Annotated in this window: 15 protein-coding genes; 11 read left to right on the forward strand and 4 right to left on the reverse strand. The window is 69.7% G+C overall.

Annotated elements, in window-relative coordinates:
* Window positions 1-7 precede the first annotated feature (7 nt).
* A complete protein-coding gene (locus ABIB51_RS12875; protein ID WP_354188559.1) occupies window positions 8-682 on the forward strand; it encodes a 4'-phosphopantetheinyl transferase family protein in 675 nt (224 codons plus the stop codon).
* On the opposite strand, the gene ABIB51_RS12880 is transcribed toward ABIB51_RS12875, so the two are convergent.
* From ABIB51_RS12880 to ABIB51_RS12895, 4 genes are all read right to left on the reverse strand, one after another.
* Window positions 672-2057 (reverse strand): M1 family metallopeptidase, encoded by a 1386-nt coding sequence (locus ABIB51_RS12880; RefSeq protein ID WP_354188561.1) that lies wholly within the window; start codon window positions 2055-2057, stop codon window positions 672-674. The genes ABIB51_RS12875 and ABIB51_RS12880 overlap by 11 nt on opposite strands.
* Window positions 2058-2094: 37 nt before the next feature.
* A complete protein-coding gene (locus ABIB51_RS12885; RefSeq protein WP_354188563.1) occupies window positions 2095-6102 on the reverse strand; it encodes a Pls/PosA family non-ribosomal peptide synthetase in 4008 nt (1335 codons plus the stop codon).
* A 103-nt stretch (window positions 6103-6205) separates the two neighbouring features.
* Entirely contained in the window at window positions 6206-7171 is a 966-nt protein-coding gene (locus tag ABIB51_RS12890; protein ID WP_354188565.1) for a quinone oxidoreductase family protein, read from the reverse strand.
* A gap of 155 nt (window positions 7172-7326) precedes the next feature.
* Complete coding sequence (locus ABIB51_RS12895) at window positions 7327-8418, reverse strand: fatty acid desaturase family protein (RefSeq protein WP_354188567.1); 1092 nt, start codon at window positions 8416-8418, stop codon at window positions 7327-7329.
* A gap of 248 nt (window positions 8419-8666) precedes the next feature.
* On the opposite strand from ABIB51_RS12895, the gene argC reads away from it, so the two are divergent.
* From argC to ABIB51_RS12945, 10 genes are all read left to right on the forward strand, one after another.
* Window positions 8667-9698: an N-acetyl-gamma-glutamyl-phosphate reductase gene (argC, locus tag ABIB51_RS12900; RefSeq protein ID WP_354188569.1), complete on the forward strand. Its 1032-nt coding sequence runs from the start codon at window positions 8667-8669 to the stop codon at window positions 9696-9698.
* Complete coding sequence (gene argJ / locus ABIB51_RS12905) at window positions 9695-10861, forward strand: bifunctional glutamate N-acetyltransferase/amino-acid acetyltransferase ArgJ (protein WP_354188571.1); 1167 nt, start codon at window positions 9695-9697, stop codon at window positions 10859-10861. The genes argC and argJ overlap by 4 nt, the downstream gene beginning before the upstream one ends.
* Before the next feature lie 57 nt (window positions 10862-10918).
* Window positions 10919-11878: an acetylglutamate kinase gene (gene argB / locus ABIB51_RS12910; protein WP_354188573.1), complete on the forward strand. Its 960-nt coding sequence runs from the start codon at window positions 10919-10921 to the stop codon at window positions 11876-11878.
* Window positions 11875-13137, forward strand: coding sequence for an acetylornithine transaminase (locus tag ABIB51_RS12915; protein ID WP_354188575.1), 1263 nt, complete (start codon window positions 11875-11877; stop codon window positions 13135-13137). The genes argB and ABIB51_RS12915 overlap by 4 nt, the downstream gene beginning before the upstream one ends.
* Window positions 13134-14123 carry an ornithine carbamoyltransferase gene (gene argF, locus ABIB51_RS12920; RefSeq protein WP_354188577.1) on the forward strand — a complete coding sequence of 330 codons (990 nt, stop codon included), beginning with the start codon at window positions 13134-13136 and terminating at the stop codon, window positions 14121-14123. The genes ABIB51_RS12915 and argF overlap by 4 nt, the downstream gene beginning before the upstream one ends.
* Window positions 14123-14656, forward strand: a complete 534-nt coding sequence (locus ABIB51_RS12925) for an arginine repressor (RefSeq protein ID WP_354188579.1) — start codon at window positions 14123-14125, stop codon at window positions 14654-14656. Before argF ends, ABIB51_RS12925 begins: the two co-directional genes overlap by 1 nt.
* Before the next feature lie 107 nt (window positions 14657-14763).
* Window positions 14764-15969, forward strand: coding sequence for an argininosuccinate synthase (locus ABIB51_RS12930; RefSeq protein ID WP_354188581.1), 1206 nt, complete (start codon window positions 14764-14766; stop codon window positions 15967-15969).
* Between the two features lie 5 nt (window positions 15970-15974).
* Window positions 15975-17411: an argininosuccinate lyase gene (gene argH, locus ABIB51_RS12935; protein ID WP_354188583.1), complete on the forward strand. Its 1437-nt coding sequence runs from the start codon at window positions 15975-15977 to the stop codon at window positions 17409-17411.
* Between the two features lie 89 nt (window positions 17412-17500).
* The gene (locus ABIB51_RS12940; protein WP_354188585.1) at window positions 17501-18031 is read left to right on the forward strand and encodes a pyridoxine/pyridoxamine 5'-phosphate oxidase; all 531 of its coding nucleotides are present in this window, start codon (window positions 17501-17503) and stop codon (window positions 18029-18031) included.
* Window positions 18032-18067: 36 nt separating this feature from the next.
* The gene (locus tag ABIB51_RS12945) at window positions 18068-18808 is read left to right on the forward strand and encodes a maleylpyruvate isomerase family mycothiol-dependent enzyme (protein WP_354188587.1); all 741 of its coding nucleotides are present in this window, start codon (window positions 18068-18070) and stop codon (window positions 18806-18808) included.
* The last annotated feature ends 23 nt before the right edge of the window (window positions 18809-18831 follow it).

The following is an 18831-nucleotide window of genomic DNA, read 5'->3' on the forward strand; positions in this document are numbered from 1 at the left end:
GACTGCGATGCAGCCACTGACCGTCCTGCGTTCCTGTCCTTCCGTCCACCGTTCCGGGTGGACGGAAGGACAGGAACGCGACGCCCGGGAGCTGCTGGACGCCGTCGAACGGGAACGTGCCGACGCCATGCTGCCCGGCCCCAGGGCCGTGTTCCTGTCCGGGCGGCTGGCCCAGCGGCGCTTCGCCGCCGAACTCTCCGACGAGCCGGCCGCGGCGCTGACCGTGGACTACGCCTGCCCCCGTTGCGGCCAGGGCGCCGGAGTCTCCCACGGCAGGCCCGGCTACACCCTCAGGGGCAGCGCCTTGCCGTTGTCGTTGAGCCTGGCCAGGGCCCCCGGCTGGATCCTGCTGGCCGCGGTGATCGACCCCGCGCCCGGCTTGCGGATCGGGGTCGACGTCGAGGATCCCGCCCGGATGGACTTCGCGGGCTTCGATTCCGTGGCGCTTACTCCGGCGGAACACCAGGGGCTCGGGGGACTGCCCGGGCCGGAACTGTTGCGCGGACGGGCACGGTTCTGGGCACGCAAGGAAGCCTGGCTGAAAATGACAGGTGAAGGACTGCGGACCCCGCCGGACACCCTGGATGTGCTCCATCGGGCGGGGATCCGGGACCTCACGCCGGCGGAGACGGGACTGCCCGGGAACCTCGCTGCCGCCGTCGCCGTCTCACTCAGCGGCTGAGCGTCCCCTGACCCGCGGGCAGCGGCGGGAGTGCTTCCTCGTAGAGCCAGGGATGCAGCAGGGCCTCGGTGTCCAGGCCCGTGGTACGGTCCGCGGCCACGATGAACTCTGGAGTGGAGACTGACCCGTGCCGATTGCGGTCGGCCCAGTCGTGCAGCAGCGCGAAGAAGGCCAGGTCGCCGCATCCCAGCCGCAACGCGTGCAGTGCGAGGGCGCCGCGCTTGTAGACGCGGTCATCGAACATCAGCTCCGGCCCTGGATCGCCCACCAGGAGATCCTGGCTGCCGGCTGCCAGGTTCCGCCACGCCGCCGCCGCACGGTCCGCGGCCGGCAGGACGCCGGCCTCCTCGGACCAGATCCATTCCGCGTAGCAGGCGAACCCCTCGTGCAGCCAGATGTCCTTCCACGACGCCGCCGTCAACGAGTTTCCGAACCACTGGTGGGACAGTTCGTGGGCCATCAGCCGCTGGGATTCCCATTCCGGGCCCAGATGGTTGCGGCCCAGGATGGACAACGTCTGCGCCTCGAGCGGGATCTCCAGCACGTCATCGGCCACCACCACGGTGTACTCCGGGAACGGGTAGGGCCCGAAGCAGTTCTTGAACGTCCGCATCATCTCGGGCTGGCGGGCCAGCCCGGCGCGGGCGGCCTCCGCCAACGACGCCGGAACGGCAACGTACTGCGGGACCTGGCCGGGAGGCTTCCCGGAGTTGAGCGCCAGGAGCTCGTACCGTCCGATCTGGACCGTGGCGAGGTACGTCGCCATGGGTTCGGCCTGCTCGTATACCCATGTTTCCCGGCTGGACCGGCTGCTGCGGGAGATGAGCACCCCGTTGCACACCGCCCGGTAGTTGGCATCCGTGGTCACGCTGATCCGATAGCTGGCCTTATCCCGGGGGTGGTCGTTGCAGGGGAACCACGAGGCGGCCCCGTTGGGCTGGCCGGCCACGAGGGCGCCGTCGGACAGTTCCTCCCAGCCGACTTCGCCCCACAGGCCGCGCCGCGGGGCCGGGTTGCCCTCATAGCGGATGTCCAGGGCGAAGGCCTCGTCCGCCAGGAGCGGGGCGTCGGGTACCACGATGAGCTGCCCGGCGCGCTGGCTGAATTTGCGGACCTTGCGCCCGCTCAGCTGGACCTTCGTGGCCCGCAGCCCCGTCAGGTCCAGCACAATGGCCGCGACCGGGAGCTGGGCCACTGCGTGCAGCACGGCCCGCCCCGCCAGGCGGTTGCTGCTGAGCTTGTAGTCGAGGTCCAGTTCATAGCGCGTGACGCGGTAGGCGTTGGTGCCGTGCCCCGGCATGTAGGGATCCGGGGCACCGGTTTGCTGGCTGGTCGGCGCAGCGGCGCCGCTGCTGGTTGTTTCGCTGGGGCTCATGGGCGGACCTTCAATAGTTGCGGGACGGGTGCCAGGGCTATCGGGGCTTGGCGGCCGGCCGGGGCGGGCCGTCCCAGGGACGCACCGGATTGCCCATCCAGTACGTTGCGGCCGGCACTGTTTCCCCCCTCATGACGAGCGACGCCGGCCCCACAGTGCCGCCAGTGCCGATCCGGGCCTGCGGCAGGATGACCCCGTGCGGGCCCATGGTTGCACCGTCCTCGAGCGTAACAGTGTCGATGCTCATGACACGGTCGTGGAACAGGTGGGTCTGGACGACGCAGCCGCGGTTGACCGTGGAATTCCGCCCCAGCGTCACAAGGTCAGCCTCGGGAAGCCAGTAGCTTTCGCACCAGGTGCCGGCGCCGATCTTCGCGCCGAGGGCGCGGAGCCACCACACGAGGGCCGGCGTCCCGCTGGCGGCCCGGGCGAACCAAGGGGCGCTGACCATCTCGATGAACGTGTCCACCACCTCGTTCCGCCAGATGAAGGAGCTCCACAGGGGGTGTTCGCCGGGATGGATGCGGCCGACCAGCACCCATTTGGCCACGACAGCGCTGCCGGCGGCCACGGCGCCGGCCAGCAGGATCACGACGCCGCCGAGGGCCGCGGCGACGCCATAGTTGAACGTGGCGGCCAACCAGTCGAGGGCGAGGAAGACCCCGGCGGCGATCGCCACCGTCAACACCACCGGAACGAAGCGGCACAGCTCCCACAGGGTCCGCGCGACCTTGAGCCGCAGGGGAGGCTGGTACGTCCGGGTGTCATCGGAGGCGATTGCCGTGCGCCGGAGCCGCACCGGCGGACTGCCCAGCCAGGATGTGCCGGCCTTGGCCTTCGCCGGCGTGGCCGAAAGCACGGCGACGAGCGAATTCTTGGGCACGTTGCGCCCGGCCGCGGTCATCCCCGAGTTGCCCAGGAAGGAGCGCTTGCCGATTTTGGCCGGGGCAATCCTCAGCCAGCCGCCGTCGAGTTCGTAGGACGCCACCATCGTGTCGTCGGCGAGGAAGGCGCCTTCGCCCACCGTCGTCATCTTGGGGATCAGCAGCACGGTGGACGCCTCCACGTTCTTGCCGATTTTGGCGCCGAGCAGCCGCAGCCAGACCGGTGTGAAGAGGCTGGCGTAGATGGGGAACAGCAGATCGCGGGCCAGGTCCAGCACCCGCTCGGTGGCCCAGACCTGCCAGCCGATCCGGCTGCGGACCCGGTAGTAGCCTTCGGCCAGCCCGACGCCGAGCAGCCGGGTGGTGAGCAGGATCAGCAGCAGGTTGGCCGCGAACCACACCAGTGCCGCCAGCGGGAGGGACAGCAGGAGCTGAGGCGCTGCGTCGGACAGGGATTCCTTGCCCCGGATGAAGGGGAACACCACCAGCGCGGCGGCGGCGGCGGACACCAGGGGGATCAGGGCCAGGACCGCCGACGCCGTCGCGAAGCCGGCAAACCACAGGCGGCCGATCAGATGATGCTCCGGCGGGATGTCCGGCCAGGAGTGCTTGGCCTTGCCCCGCCGCTCCGCCGGTGAACCCGCGACGAGCTGGCCGGCCTTCACCTTGCCGAGCACGGCCGAGCCGGGCTCCACCTGGGCCCGGGCGCCGATGATGGCGCCGGGCATGAGCGTGCTGCGGGCGCCGACGGTTGCTCCGGCGCCGATGTGGATGGCCCCGATGTGGACGACGTCGCCGTCGATCCACCAGCCGGACAGGTCCACCTCCGGTTCTACGTTGCAGCCGCTGCCGAGGGAGAGGAAACCTGTGACAGGCGGCAGCGAGTGCAGCTGGACGTCATTGCCGATCTTCGCCCCGAGAGCCCTTGCGTAATACGGCACCCAGGGAGCGCTGGCCAGGCTGACCGCGCCGGCCAGGTCCTGGATCTGCTCGGCCAGCCACAGGCGCAGATGCACCCGGCCGGCGCGGGGATACGTTCCCGGCGACACCTTCCGCAGCAGCACCCGGGCCGACGCCACCGAGATGAGCATCCGACCGGCCGGGCTGACGAACACCAGCCAGGCGGCGCCCACCCACCACCAGGACACGGTGGGAGCGGCGCTGAAGCCGGCCAGGGCCGAGAGGACGTTGTTCCCGGCCATCAGGTAGCTCAACCAGCGCATGCCCACGAGGATGTGCAGCGGGACACCCAGGAGGGTCTGGAAAATCTGCGACTTGCGGGCGGTGGGGCGGACGGTCCGCTCCGGAGCGGGCCCCGCGCCGCCTTCAGGCAGCGACTGCCGGGCCGCGTCCACGAGAGCGCCGACCCGCGGGGTGGCGTAGATGTCGGCGACGGTGATGGTCGGGTAGCGGACGCGCAGAGCCGAGACTAGCTGGGCCGCGGCGAGTGAACCGCCACCGTAGGCGAAGAAGTCGGCGTCGAGGCTCGTGACGGCGCTCCCCAGCACCGCACTCCACTGCTTCACGATCCAGCCGGCGTCGTCCGGAAGGTTCAGCGGGGCGCCGGCCGCATCGGCAGCGCCGGCGCCGGCCAACGGCCAGGGCAGCGCGTGCCGGTCCACCTTGCCGCTGGTTTTGGTGGGAAGCGACTCCACGATTGTGAGCAGCGGGACCAGAGCGGCCGGCAGGCTCGCGCCAAGCAGTTCCCGGGCGGCAGCCAGATCCAGCTCCCTGCCACCGGCCGGGGCGAGGTAGCCGACGAGGATCTGGTTGCCGGCGGCAGTGGTCTGCACCGCGGCGGCCGCGCCGGCAACATCTGGAAGGGCCTGCAGCGCCGCGTCGACTTCGCCGAGTTCAATCCTGCGGCCGCCGAGCTTGACCTGCTCGTCGGCGCGCCCCTGGAAGATCAGCCCCGCCGCCTCGAAGCGGACCAGGTCGCCCGAGCGGTAGGCCCGATCCCAACCAAGCGAGGGCATTGGAGCGTACTTTTCGGCGTCTTTCGCCGGATCCAGGTACCGGGCCAGCCCCACGCCGCCGATGATCAGCTCACCCACCTGGCCTTCGCCGACGGGGAGGGAACCAGCGTCGACGACGGCGAGATCCCAGCCGTCCAGCGGCAATCCGATCCGGATCGGCCTTTCGGTGCCGAGCGGCGCGGCGCAGGCGACGACGGTGGCCTCGGTGGGGCCGTAGGTGTTCCAGACCTCGCGGCCCTCGACAGCGAGCCGGTCAGCGAGTTCCGGCGGGCACGCCTCGCCGCCGAAAATCAGCAGCCGGACGCTCTCGAGGGATTCGACCGGCCAGAGGGCCGCGAGCGTGGGCACCGTCGAGACGACCGTGATGCCGTGGCTGATCAGCCAGGGTCCGAGGTCCATGCCGGTCCGGACGAGTGCCCGGGGAGCGGGGACGAGGCACGCGCCGTGGCGCCAGGCAAGCCACATTTCCTCACAGGAGGCGTCGAAGGCGACCGACAGCCCGGCCAGGACGCGGTCCTGCGGGCCGATCGGATCGCCCTGCAGGAAGAGCCGGGCCTCGGCGTCGACGAAGGCCGCCGCGGATCGATGCTGCACGGCGACGCCCTTGGGTGTTCCGGTGGAGCCGGAGGTGAAGATCACCCAGGCGTCGTCGTCAGGGCCCGGCAGCCGGGGGGCGGAAGACGGCCGGGGCCGCCGGGCGCCCGTCACAATCGCCCCATTGGCCCGCAATATCCCGGCAACACCGGCCTCGCTGAACACCAGCTTGGCGCGTTCGTCGGGATCGTCGGCGTCCACTGGAACGTACGCCGCCCCGACCAGGAGCACGGCCAGGATGGCGATGTAGAGCTCGTTGGTGCCGGACGGAATCCTGACGCCGATCTTGTCTCCCACCCCCAGACCCGCCTGGTGAAGTTCCCCCGCCCTGGCCCGCACCGCGGCCATCAACTGGGCGTAACCGAGCGACACATGGCCGTCATCGAGGGCCGAGGCGTCCGGGAAACGCGCGGCGGACTCCTGCAGGATCCCCACGAGGGTACGTTCCGGCGGTGCCGCCAGCGAGCCCGGCAGCTGCGCCCGATGAACCCGCCCGACGGCGGTGGGGGCAGTGCCGGGAGTTACGGGGGGATCGCCGCGGTGCGGCAGGTGCTCAGTCACAGGAGGATTGTCCCCGGACAAGGTGAACATCAGGGGTCCGGGTTCGCCCGGTGTTCTTCCCCTGCTTCTCGGCTGTTCGCCTGACGTTCCTGCACATGACGCTCCTTGGCGTGCCGGGGCCCGTGTACCTGCCCTAGGGGACCAGAATGACCTTGCCGGTGGTCCGGCGCTGCTCCAGGTCCGTGTGGGCCTGGGCGGCCTCCGCGAGATCGTAACGGGCGCCGATCCTGACGTTGAGGGTACCGTCGGCGGCAGCGGCGAAGATCTCCTCGGAGCGCCAGCGGCGCTCCTGGGAGGTGAGCAAAAAGTGGCCGAGCGTGGGCCGCGTCACGTACAGCGAGCCGCCGGCATTGAGCCGCTGCGGATCGAACGGCGGGACCGGGCCGGAGGCGGCGCCGAAGAGCACCAGTGTTCCCCGGATGCGCAGGGCGGCGAGGGAGCCATCGAAGGTGTCCTTCCCGACGCCGTCGTACACCACATCCGCGCCGGTTCCGTCGGTCAGCTCGCGCACCTTGGCGGAGAAGCCGTCGTAGCGCAGCACGTGGTCCGCTCCGGCGGCGCGGGCCAGCTGCTCCTTGTCGTCGGTGGACACGGTGGTGATGACACGGGCGCCCCTGGCCTTGAGCAGCTGGATGAGCAGCAGCCCGACGCCGCCGGCTCCGGCATGGAGCAGCACCGTGTGGCCCGGCTCCGCCCGGAAGGAGGAGTTGATCAGGTAGTGGGCGGTGATGCCCTGCAGCGGGAGGGCCGCCGCGGTGAAATCATCAACGCCGCGGGGGACCGGCAGGGCCTTGTCCTCATCGACCAGGGCGTAGCCGGCGTAGCAGCTGACGCCCTCCGCGGTGGCGACCCGGTCCCCGACGGAGAACCCGGTGACGCCCTCGCCCAGTTCCTCCACCACGCCGGCTGCCTCGGAGCCGGGCGTGAAGGGGTAAGGCACCTTGTACGCACCACTGCGCTTGTACGTGTCAATGAAATTCACGCCGACGGCGGAAACCTTGACCAGGAGCTGTCCGTGGCCGGGTACCGGGCGTTCCACCTCCGCCAGCTCCAGAACCTCGGGTCCACCTGCCTGGCGGGCGACGATTGCATGCATCATTGCGACTCCTTCTCCGGCCTGGGATTTCCTGGCCCGGATCCTCGGTCCATCCTAGATAGCCCCGCCCCGACGACGAAGTGACGGCCGGTAACCGGCCGTCACTTCGAGGTCATGCAGGATGGAGCGGCGCGGACGCCGGCAGCGGAAGGGCCGCGTCAGTAGCGGCGGGTCACCGTTGCCATCGGGCACTCGAAGTGGCGTCCGGCGGACAGGCCTACGTCATTGAGGTAGCGGACGATGATGCCGTAGGACTGCAGCAGCGTGGTTTCCGTGTAGGGGACCTGGTGCCTGGCGCAGAATTCACGGACGATCACGGCGGCCTTGTCGAGCTGCGGGCGGGCCATGTCCGGGAAGAGGTGGTGCTCGGCCTGGCGGTTGAGGCCGCCGAGCAGGATGTCCATGAAGCGGCCGCCGGAGATGTTGCGGGAGGTCAGGACCTGGCGGCTGAAGAAGTCCACCCGGCTGTCCGCGGGCAGGACCGGCATGCCCTTGTGGTTCGGGGCGAAGGACGCCCCCATGTAGAACCCGAAGACGGCGAGCTGGATGCCGATGAAGGCGAACGCCATGCCCAGCGGCAGGAACGTGAAGGCGAGCACCGGGAGCAGGCTCAACCGGGCCGCGAGGATGGGGATTTCAACCCAGCGGTGCGTGACCTTGGCGCGCCGGAAGATGAACTTGATCGAATCGATCTGGAGCCCGAGGCCGACCAGGAACAGCAGCGGGAAGAAGAGCCAGCCCTGCTTCCGGGTCAGGTAGGAGAACCGGCCCTGCCGGGTGGCCGCGGCTTCCGGGAAGAAGGCGATCGCCCCGGTTGCGATGTCCGGGTCCTTGGAGATGACGTTGGGGTGGTTGTGGTGCGCGCCGTGCTTCTGTTCCCACCAGGAGTAGCTGATGCCGGCCACGGAGGTGGCGAGCAGCCGCGCGGCCCAGTCGTTGGCGCGGCGGGAGGCGAAAATCTGCCGGTGTCCGGCCTCGTGGGCGAGGAAGCTCAGCTGCGTGCACAGGATGCCCAGGGCCGCGGCGATGAGGAGCTGGAACCAGCTGTCACCGATGAGGGCGAAGCCGAACCAGGTCGCGGCCATCAGGAGGGCCAGCACGGAAAACACGGTGATGTAGAAACCGACACGGCGTTCCAGGAGACCGGCGGCCTTCACGGTCTTGAGCAGCTCCGAATAGCTGAGAACGACGGCGTTGGGCTGCCTGACTCGCGATTTAGGGCGCTCGGGGGTGGTGAGCGTAGTAGTCATAGGGGGCCTGTCTCGTTGCTGTTAAGGGCAACGTTGCAGCTGACATTTGCAGCCGCCCGGTCTGGATCACCCTTGACCAAGCATACGCTCCGGGAAAGCGGGGGCCTCCCGATCCGTCCGGGATCGGCTCCCGGCAGAACACCGGCCCCGCGGAATGCGGGCACATCGAGCGGGCACGCCCGCGGGCACACGGGAACCCATGCATAAATATCGGCACCTATGCATATTCTTGCTGTATAGTCGTGGTTATGACTATTTCTGTTGCCGTCTCCGGCGCTAGCGGCTACGCCGGCGGCGAGGTGCTGCGGCTCCTCGCCGGTCATCCCGACGTTACGATCGGCGCCATTACGGCGCACAGCAACGCCGGTTCCAGACTAGGGGAACTGCAGCCGCATCTCCACGGTCTGGCCAGCCGCATCCTCGAGGACACGACGGTGGAAAACCTGTCCGGCCACGACGTCGTGTTCCTGGCCCTGCCGCACGGTGCCTCCGCGGAGATCGCCGCGCAGCTCCCCGCCGGGACCCTGGTGATCGACGCCGGCGCCGACCACCGCCTCGAGGACCCGGCCGCGTGGGAGAAGTTCTACGGCTCCGCGCACGCCGGAACCTGGCCCTACGGCCTTCCGGAGCTGCCCGGACAGCGTGAGGCACTCCGCGGCGCCACCCGGATCGCCGTCCCCGGCTGCTATCCGACGTCGGCCCTGCTGGCCCTCACCCCGGGCTTCAACAGCCAGCTCCTGCACGGCGACGACGTTGTCATCGTCTCGGCCTCCGGCACGTCAGGCGCCGGCAAGGCCGCGAAGGTCAACCTGATCGGCGCCGAGGTGATGGGCTCCATGAGCCCCTACGGCGTGGGCGGCGGGCACCGGCACACCCCGGAGATCGAGCAGGGGCTGTCCAACGCACTGGGGTCTCCGGTCACGGTCTCGTTCACGCCCACCCTGGCCCCCATGAGCCGCGGCATCCTCACCACGGCCACCGCCAGGGTCCGGCCCGGCGTGACCGCCGCGGACCTCCGCAGCGCCTGGAGCGAGGCCTACGACGACGAACCGTTTGTCCACCTGCTGCCCGAAGGCCAGTGGCCCGCCACCAAGTCGGTCCAGGGATCCAACCACGCGGTCATGCAGCTGGCATTCGACGGGCACACCGGCCGCGTGATCGTCACCTGCGCGATCGACAACCTCACCAAGGGGACCGCCGGCGGCGCCGTGCAGTCCATGAACATTGCCCTCGGCCTGGCTGAGAATGCCGGCCTCGATCTGCAGGGAGTCGCACCGTGAGCATCACCGCCCCCCAGGGGTTCCGTGCCGCCGGGGTCACCGCCGGCCTCAAGGCCTCCGGCAACCCCGACCTGGCCCTCGTCGTCAACGACGGGCCCGGCAAAGCCGCCGCGGCCGTGTTCACGTCAAACCGCGTGGCGGCGGCCCCGGTGCACTGGTCCCGCGAGGTGGTCAAGGACGGCCGCGTGGACGCCGTCATCCTCAACTCCGGCGGCGCGAACGCCTGCACCGGCCCGCAGGGCTTCCAGAACACCCACACCACGGCCGAGAAAACCGCCGAAGCACTCGGCGTCTCCGCCAACGACGTCTTCGTCTGCTCCACCGGCCTGATCGGCGAACAGCTGCCGATGGAGAAGATCCTCGCCGGCATCGGCACCGCCACGGGCGCACTGAGCACCGACGGCGGATCCAACGCGGCCACCGCGATCATGACGACGGACTCCGTGTCGAAGCAGGCCGTCTTCACCGGTACAGACGCCGACGGAACCACATTCAGCATCGGCGGCATGGCCAAGGGCGCCGGCATGCTCGCCCCGGGGCTCGCCACCATGCTGGTGGTCCTCACCACCGACGCCGACGTCCCGCCGGACCTCCTCGACGCCGCGCTCCGCGAAGCCACCCGGGTCACCTTTGACCGGGCGGACTCGGACGGCTGCATGTCCACGAACGACACCGTGGTACTGCTGGCCTCCGGCGCCTCCGGAGCCGTGCCGTCAGCCGGCGAATTCGCCGCGGGCCTCACCCAGGTCTGCGCCGAGCTGGCCCGCAAGCTGATCGGCGACGCCGAAGGCGCCAGCCACGACATCGCAATCCGTACTTTCAACGCCGCCAGCGAACGGGACGCCGAAGTGGTCAGCCGCGCCGTCGCCCGCTCCAACCTCTTCAAGACCGCGATCTTCGGCAAGGATCCCAACTGGGGCCGGGTGCTCTCCGCAGTCGGCACCACCGACGCGGCCTTTGAACCGGACCAGCTCAACGTGTCCATGAACGGCGTGCAGATCTGCCGCAACGGCAGCATCGGCGATGACCGCGGCCTCGTGGACCTGGAACCGCGCGAGGTCCTCGTCGAGATCGACCTGCAGGCCGGCAACACCGAAGCCACCATCCTGACCAACGACCTCACGCACGACTACGTCCATGAAAACAGCGCCTACTCCAGCTGATCCCCCGGAAGGAGGAACAGGAGGACGAACAGTAGGACGAGCAGAAGGACGAACAGCATGAACACCCAGACCCACGAGACCACATCCATGTCCGACGCGCAGAGCAAGGCCGGCACGCTGATCGAGGCGCTGCCCTGGATCCAGCGCTTCGCCGGCACCACCATGGTGATCAAGTACGGCGGCAACGCCATGGTCAACGAGGAACTCCGCCGGGCGTTCGCCGAGGACGTTGTCTTCCTGCACCACGTCGGCATCCACCCCGTGGTGGTCCACGGCGGCGGCCCGCAGATCAACGCCATGCTCAGCCGGCTCGGCATCGAATCCGAATTCAAGGGCGGACTGCGGGTGACCACTCCCGAGGCCATGGATGTGGTCCGCATGGTCCTCACCGGCCAGGTCGGCCGGGAACTCGTGGGCCTGATCAACTCGCACGGACCCTACGCGGTGGGCATGTCCGGAGAGGACGGCGGCCTGCTCCGCGCCGTCCGCACCGGCACCGTCGTGGACGGCGAGGAAGTGGACCTGGGCCTTGTCGGCGAAGTCATCGGTGTGAACCCCGAGGGCATCCTGGACATCATCGCGGCGGGCCGGATCCCGGTGATCTCGACGGTGGCCCCGGAGATCGTTGATGATGGAAGCGTTGCCGCGGGCACCAAACAAGCGCAGACCACCGGACAGGTCCTGAACGTCAACGCCGATACGGCGGCCGCGGCCCTCGCCGAAGCGCTCGGCGCCTCCAAACTCGTGATCCTCACCGACGTCGAGGGCCTCTTCGCCGACTGGCCGGACCGATCCTCGCTCATTTCCTCGCTCACCGCGTCGGAACTGCGCGAGCTGTTGCCGCGTCTGGACTCCGGCATGATCCCGAAGATGGAAGCCTGCCTCAAAGCCGTCCAGGGCGGCGTGGAACGCGCGCACATCGTGGACGGCCGGCTGCCGCACTCGATGCTGCTGGAAACCTTTACGACCGCGGGCATCGGCACGCAGGTCGTCCCGGACGAGGACGTGAACGCATGAGCCAGCTGGAAAAATCCCCTGAACTGAACGAAATCGTCGGGACCCGCGGCCCCGGTACGGGCGCCGACTGGCTGGCCCGCTATTCGTCCTCGCTGCTGGGCGTCTTCGGCACCCCGCAGCGGGTCCTGGTCCGCGGCGCCGGCTGCCTCGTCTGGGACGCCGACGGCAAGGAGTACCTGGACCTGCTCGGCGGCATCGCCGTCAACGCCCTGGGCCACGCGCACCCCTTCGTCACCTCGGTCATCTCCAGCCAGCTGGCCACCCTGGGCCACGTCTCCAACTTCTTCACGAGCCCCACCCAGATCGCCCTGGCGGAAAAGCTGCTGGACATCACCAAGGCCCCGGCCGGTTCCAAGGTGTTCTTCGCCAACTCCGGCACCGAGGCCGTCGAGGCCGCGTTCAAGCTGGCGCGCCGGAACACGGGCACCGGCACGGAGAAAGTGCGCACCAAAATCATCGCCCTCGAAGGGGCGTTCCACGGCCGCACCATGGGCGCCCTCGCACTCACCGCGAAGGAGGCCTACCGGGCGCCGTTCGCGCCGCTGCCGGCCGGCGTCGTGCACATCCCCTTCGGCGACATCGACGCGCTGCGTGCCGTGGTAGACGAGACCACCGCGGCGGTATTCCTCGAGCCGATCCAGGGCGAGGCCGGTGTCCGGCCGCTGCCCGCCGGCTACCTGCAGGCCGCCCGCCAAGCCACCAGCGCCGCCGGGGCACTGCTGATCCTCGACGAGGTCCAGACCGGGATCGGCCGGACCGGCAAATGGCTCGCGAGCGAGGACGCCGGGATCGTGCCCGACGCCGTGACACTCGCCAAGGGCCTGGGCGGCGGCTTCCCGATCGGCGCGCTCGTCACGTACGGGCCCGACGTCTCAGCGCTCCTGTCCGCCGGCCAGCACGGCACCACCTTCGGCGGCAACCCCGTCGCCACCGCCGCGGCGCTGGCCACCCTGCACGTGCTTGAAAACCAGCAGGTCCTGGCGCACGTCCGGGAAGTGGGGGAGCACCTGCGCTCCGGCCTGGCCGGGATCGACGGCGTCACCGCGGTCCGCGGCGAAGGGCTGCTGGTCGGCTTCGACCTCGACGCCGACGTCGCCCCCGCCGTCGTGACCGCCGGCCTCGACGCAGGATTCATCGTCAACAGCCCCGGGCCACGCACCATCCGCCTCGCGCCGCCGCTGATCCTCACCATTCAGCAGACCGACCGCTTCCTGGCCGCGCTGCCCGCCCTCCTCACCACCGCAAAGGACGCCCGGTGACCGCGACTGAGATTTCGAAAAGCCAGACCCGCCACTTCCTCAAGGACACGGACCTCAGCCCGGCCGAGCAGGCCGAGGTCCTGGACCTCGCCGTCCGGATGAAGGCCGCGCCGTACAGTGTGCAGCCCTTCGCCGCCGGCGCCAGCGGCCGCAAGACCGTCGCCGTCATCTTCGACAAGACCTCCACCCGGACCCGGGTCTCCTTCGCCACCGGCGTGGCGGACATGGGCGGCAACGCGCTCATCATCAACCCGGGCGAGGCGCAAATCGGCCACAAGGAATCGGTCGAGGACACCGCCAAGGTGCTCGAGCGGATGGTGTCCACCATCGTGTGGCGCACTGGGGCGCATGCCGGCCTCGTCGCGATGGCGGAGAACTCGAAGGTTCCGGTGATCAACGCCCTCTGCGATGACTACCACCCCTGCCAGCTGCTCGCGGACCTGCTGACCATCAAGGAACACAAGGGATCGCTTAAGGGCCTCACCATGAGCTACCTCGGCGACTCCGCCAACAACATGGCCAACTCGTACCTGCTGGCCGGGGTCACGGCGGGCATGCACGTGCGCATCGCCGGCCCCGAGGGCTACCTGCCGTCCGCGGAGATCATCGCCGCGGCCGAGGAACGCGCCGCGGAAACCGGCGGATCGGTGCTCGTCACCGTCGACGCCGCCGAGGCCCTCCGCGGTGCCGACGTCGTGGCCACCGACACCTGGGTGTCGATGGGCCAGGAGGACGAGAAGGAAGCCCGGCTCAAGCTGTTCCGCGACTACTCCGTCGACGAAGCGGCGATGCAGCTCGCGGCGCCGGACGCCGTCGTGCTGCACTGCCTCCCGGCGTACCGCGGATATGAGATCGCAGCCGGCGTCATCGACGGCCCGCAGTCCGTTGTGTGGGACGAGGCCGAAAACCGGCTGCACGCCCAGAAGGCGCTGATGGCCTGGCTGATGCACCGCTCCGGGCTCGCGGTAGTGGACGGGCTCGACTAGTGTCCGTCCAGCCGGCTTCCCCGGGGGCCAGCCCCGCCACCAAGACGGCCCGGCAGGCGCGGATCACCACGATCCTGACGGGCGAGTCGGTCCGTTCGCAGGCCGAACTGGCGGCACTGCTGGCGGACGACGGCGTCCAGGTCACCCAGGCGACCCTGTCCCGTGACCTCGTGGAACTCGGCGCCGTCCGGGTCCGGGGCAAGGACGGCGTGCTTGTCTACGCCGTGCCGGGGGAGGGCGGGGAGCGTGCGGCCAAGAGCGGCGTCACCCAGGAAATCCTCGATGCCCGGCTCGCCCGGCTGTGCGGGGAACTCCTCGTCACCGCCGAAGCCTCCGCGAACATCGTGGTCCTCCGGACCCCGCCGGGCGCGGCCAACTTCCTGGCCCTCGCGATCGACCACTCGGTGATGCCCTCGATCCTGGGCACCATCGCCGGGGACGACACCGTGCTGCTGGTCACCCGCGATCCGATCGGCGGCGCAGCCCTTGCCGCGCGCTTCCTCCAGCTCGCCGAGGAAGCCGGCAGCCAGTAGCCGCACGGCTTTCCACGATTGGCCCTGCCGCCCTCCTGTGACAGGCTTTCAGCAGACAGATTTTTCCCAGACTTACAGCATCACCAAACAACTAAGGAGCATTTGACGTGACTGAGCGTATTGTTCTGGCCTACTCCGGTGGCCTGGATACTTCCGTAGCAATCGGCTGGATCGGTGAAGCCACCGGCGCCGAGGTCATCGCCGTGGCGGTCGACGTCGGGCAGGGCGGCGAGTCGCTGGAGACGATCCGCCAGCGCGCCCTGGGCTGCGGCGCCGTCGAAGCCTACGTGGCCGACGCGAGCGACGAGTTCGCCAACGAATACTGCATGCCGACGCTGAAGGCCAACGCCCTCTACCAGGGCCACTACCCGCTGGTTTCGGCCATCTCCCGCCCGGTGATCGTCAAGCACCTGGTCAAGGCCGCCCGCGAATTCGGCGCCACCACCGTCGCCCACGGCTGCACCGGCAAGGGCAACGACCAGGTCCGCTTCGAAGTCGGCATCCAGACCCTCGGCCCGGACCTGAAGTGCATCGCACCGGTCCGCGACCTCGCCCTGACCCGCGACAAGGCCATCGCCTTCGCCGAGGAAAAGGGACTGCCGATCGAGACCACCAAAAAGAACCCGTACTCGATCGACCAGAACGTCTGGGGCCGCGCCGTCGAAACCGGCTACCTCGAGGACATCTGGAACGCCCCCACCAAGGACATCTACGACTACACCGCCACCCCGGAATTCCCGCCGGCCCCGGATGAGGTCACCATCTCCTTCGAAGCCGGCGTGCCGGTCGCGATCGACGGCGTCAGGGTCACCCCGCTGCAGGCCATCAAGGAACTCAACCGCCGCGCCGGCGCCCAGGGCGTCGGCCGCATCGACGTCGTCGAGGACCGCCTCGTGGGCATCAAGTCCCGCGAGATCTACGAGGCACCGGGCGCCATGGCGCTCATCACAGCGCACAAGCACCTCGAGGACATCACCATCGAACGCGAGCAGGCCCGCTTCAAGGCGACCGTCGGCCAGCGCTGGTCCGAGCTGGTCTACGACGGCCAGTGGTTCTCCCCACTCAAGCGCTCCCTCGACGCCTTCATCGAGGACACCCAGAAGTACGTCACCGGCGATATTCGCATGGTGCTGCACGGCGGCCAGGCGATCGTCAACGGACGCCGTTCCGGGACCTCGCTCTACGACTTCGACCTCGCCACGTACGACACCGGCGACACGTTCGACCAGTCGATGGCGCGCGGTTTCATCGAGCTGTGGGGCATGTCCGCCAAGGTTGCCTCCAGCCGTGACCTCCGGGTAGCAGGGCAGTAGCCCCCGTGGCTGAGTCGGAAACCACCAAGTCCGAAGCTACAAACACGGGCGCACTGTGGGGCGGCCGGTTCGCCGGCGGCCCCGCGGACGCCCTTGCCGCGCTGAGCAAGTCCACGCACTTCGACTGGCGGCTGGCCCGTTACGACATCGCCGGGTCCAAGGCGCACGCCCGCGTGCTGCACAAGGCCGGGCTGCTGGACGACGCCGAGCTCGCGGGCATGCTTGACGCCCTGGGCCGGCTGGACGACGACGTCGCCTCCGGCGCCTACCTGCCGGCGGAGTCCGATGAGGACGTCCACGGGTCGCTGGAACGCGGCCTGATCGAACGGGCCGGCACACAGCTGGGCGGCAAGCTCCGCGCCGGCCGGTCCCGCAACGACCAGGTGGCCACGCTGGGGCGGATGTTCCTGCGCGACCACGCCCGGATCATCGCCCGGGGCGTGCTCGCCACGATCGGTGCGCTGGTGGACCAGGCCAAGGCGCACCAGGGGGTGGCCATGCCCGGCCGCACCCACCTGCAGCACGCCCAGCCGGTGCTGCTCAGCCACCATCTGCTGGCCCACGCCTGGGCGCTGCTGCGCGACGTGCAGCGGCTGGCGGACTGGGACAAGCGCGCCGGCGTCTCGCCCTATGGCTCCGGCGCCCTCGCGGGCTCCTCGCTGGGCCTGGATCCGGAAGCCGTCGCCGCGGACCTTGGCTTCTTCTCGGCGACGCACAACTCGATCGACGGCACCGCCTCCCGCGACGTCTTCGCCGAGTTCGCCTGGATCACGGCCATGATCGGCGTGGACCTGTCCCGGGTCTCGGAGGAAGTGATCCTGTGGGCCACGAAGGAGTTCTCCTTCGTCACCCTGCACGATTCCTACTCCACCGGATCCTCGATCATGCCGCAGAAGAAGAACCCGGACGTGGCGGAGCTGGCGCGCGGCAAGGCCGGCCGGCTGATCGGCAACCTGACCGGGCTGCTGGCCACGCTGAAGGGCCTGCCGCTCGCGTACAACCGCGACCTGCAGGAGGACAAGGAGCCGGTCTTCGACGCCGCGGACACGCTGGAGGTCCTGCTCCCGGCAGTGTCCGGCATGATCGCGACGCTGACGTTCAACACCGAACGGATGGAATCGCTGGCTCCTCTTGGCTTCGCACTGGCGACGGACATCGCCGAATGGCTGGTCCGCCAGGGCGTGCCGTTCCGCGAGGCGCACGAGCTCTCCGGTGCCGCGGTGAAGCAAGCCGAGAGCCGCGGCGTGGAACTCTGGGATCTGACGGACGAGGAATACGCCGCCATCTCGGAGCACCTGACGCCGGAAGTCCGCACCGTGCTGTCCACTGAGGGTTCGCTCAACAGCCGCAACTCCCAGGGCGGCACCGCACCGGCCGCCGTCGAACGCCAGCTGCTGGCGCTTGAGGGTGAGCTCGCCGGCGTGCGGGAGTACGCGGGCTAGCTGCCCGGTCCGCGCGAGATGACACTCGCGGCAATGTTTTTCGAAAACACCGCCGTCAAGTGTCATCTCGCGGTGGTTAAGGTGGGTGCATGAGCGAATCCTTCCGCCACGTGCTGCGTGCCCTGCCCGATTTCCCCGAAGGGCTCCCGGACTTCGACCCGGCCGCGGCCCCCGCGGACCCGGCGGAGCTGTTCCGGCTGTGGCTCGCCGAGGCCCTGACGGCCGGGGTGCCGCAGCCCAACGCCTGCAGCCTCGCCACTGCCGACGCGCAGGGCCGGCCGTCCGCCCGGATGCTGATCCTGAAGAACATCGACGCCGACGGCTGGCACTTTGCAACCTCCCGCGCATCCCGCAAGGGCCACGAGCTCACGGCCAACCCGCACGCGGCGCTGAACTTCTTCTGGCAGCAGCAAGGCCGCCAGGTGCGGGTGGCCGGGAACGTCGTCGAGCTCTCCGCCGAGGCCTCCGCCGCCGACTGGCACGCCCGGCCCGGCGCCGACGGCACCGAGAACCCGGACTGGCAGCTCTACGCCGTCCGGCCCCGCGAAATCGAATTCTGGCAGGCCCGGCACGACCGCCGGCACATCCGCCACCAGTACGGCCCGGACCAGCTGAGTTAATCCCGGTTAGCCCGGAGGCTCGGCTAGGATGGCGCCATGACCGCAATTACCCCAGAGAAACTGCTGGAAGAACTCCGCCGCGCCGCCGACGTCGTAGCCGGAATCACCGCGAAGCTGACCGAACAGGACGTCAAGGCGCCCTCGGAACTGCCCGGCTGGACCCGGGGCCACGTCCTGGCGCATGTCGCCGGCATTGCCAATGCGATGGCCCGTCAGCTCGAATACGCCGCCCGCGGTGAAAGCATCGAGCTGTACGACGGCGGCTTCGAGGGCCGCACCAGGGCCATCGAACTGTCCGCCGGACACACCCTGCCAGAGCACCGGGCCGACGTGGACGCGGCCCTGGACCGGGCCCTTCGCGCCTTCGGCGCGCTCGATGCCGCGGGCTGGACCCGGCCCATCACCTACCGCGGGGGAGTCGTGTTCGACGGCGGGCTGGCGCTCTGGCGCGAACTCGTCATCCACGCCACCGACCTCGGGACGGGCCGCGGCCCCGAAACCTGGAGCAGGCCGTTCTGCGAGCAGCTCTTCGACTTCCTCGCCGCACGGGTGCCCGACGGCGAAAGGTTCGTGCTGCAGCCGCTCGGCCTGCCCTCGGTGGCCGTCGGAACCCCCGGCGGCAGGTCGACGGTGGTCAACGGGATGCTCACCGACATCGCCGCGTGGCTCGCCGGCCGCACGCCCACGCTCGGGAGCCTGCGCGCTACCGCCGCGGCCGACGGTGTCGACCTGCCGGAGCTGCTGCCGTGGCCGGCCGGGGCGCCCGTCAACCGCTAGGACGGTTCCGGCCAACCGGGACC

Origin of the sequence: Arthrobacter sp. UYCu712, assembly GCF_040547005.1 — a bacterium.
Lineage (GTDB): Bacteria > Actinomycetota > Actinomycetes > Actinomycetales > Micrococcaceae > Arthrobacter.

Excerpts from the sequence above, each read along its gene's own strand:
- ABIB51_RS12875 (WP_354188559.1), top strand. The coding sequence starts at position 8 with ATGCAGCCACTGACCGTCCTGCGTTCCTGTCCTTCCGTCCACCGTTCC.
- ABIB51_RS12880 (WP_354188561.1), bottom strand. The coding sequence starts at position 2,057 with ATGAGCCCCAGCGAAACAACCAGCAGCGGCGCCGCTGCGCCGACCAGC.
- ABIB51_RS12885 (WP_354188563.1), bottom strand. The coding sequence starts at position 6,102 with ATGTTCACCTTGTCCGGGGACAATCCTCCTGTGACTGAGCACCTGCCG.
- ABIB51_RS12890 (WP_354188565.1), bottom strand. The coding sequence starts at position 7,171 with ATGATGCATGCAATCGTCGCCCGCCAGGCAGGTGGACCCGAGGTTCTG.
- ABIB51_RS12895 (WP_354188567.1), bottom strand. The coding sequence starts at position 8,418 with ATGACTACTACGCTCACCACCCCCGAGCGCCCTAAATCGCGAGTCAGG.
- argC (WP_354188569.1), top strand. The coding sequence starts at position 8,667 with ATGACTATTTCTGTTGCCGTCTCCGGCGCTAGCGGCTACGCCGGCGGC.
- argB (WP_354188573.1), top strand. The coding sequence starts at position 10,919 with ATGAACACCCAGACCCACGAGACCACATCCATGTCCGACGCGCAGAGC.
- ABIB51_RS12915 (WP_354188575.1), top strand. The coding sequence starts at position 11,875 with ATGAGCCAGCTGGAAAAATCCCCTGAACTGAACGAAATCGTCGGGACC.
- ABIB51_RS12940 (WP_354188585.1), top strand. The coding sequence starts at position 17,501 with ATGAGCGAATCCTTCCGCCACGTGCTGCGTGCCCTGCCCGATTTCCCC.
- ABIB51_RS12945 (WP_354188587.1), top strand. The coding sequence starts at position 18,068 with ATGACCGCAATTACCCCAGAGAAACTGCTGGAAGAACTCCGCCGCGCC.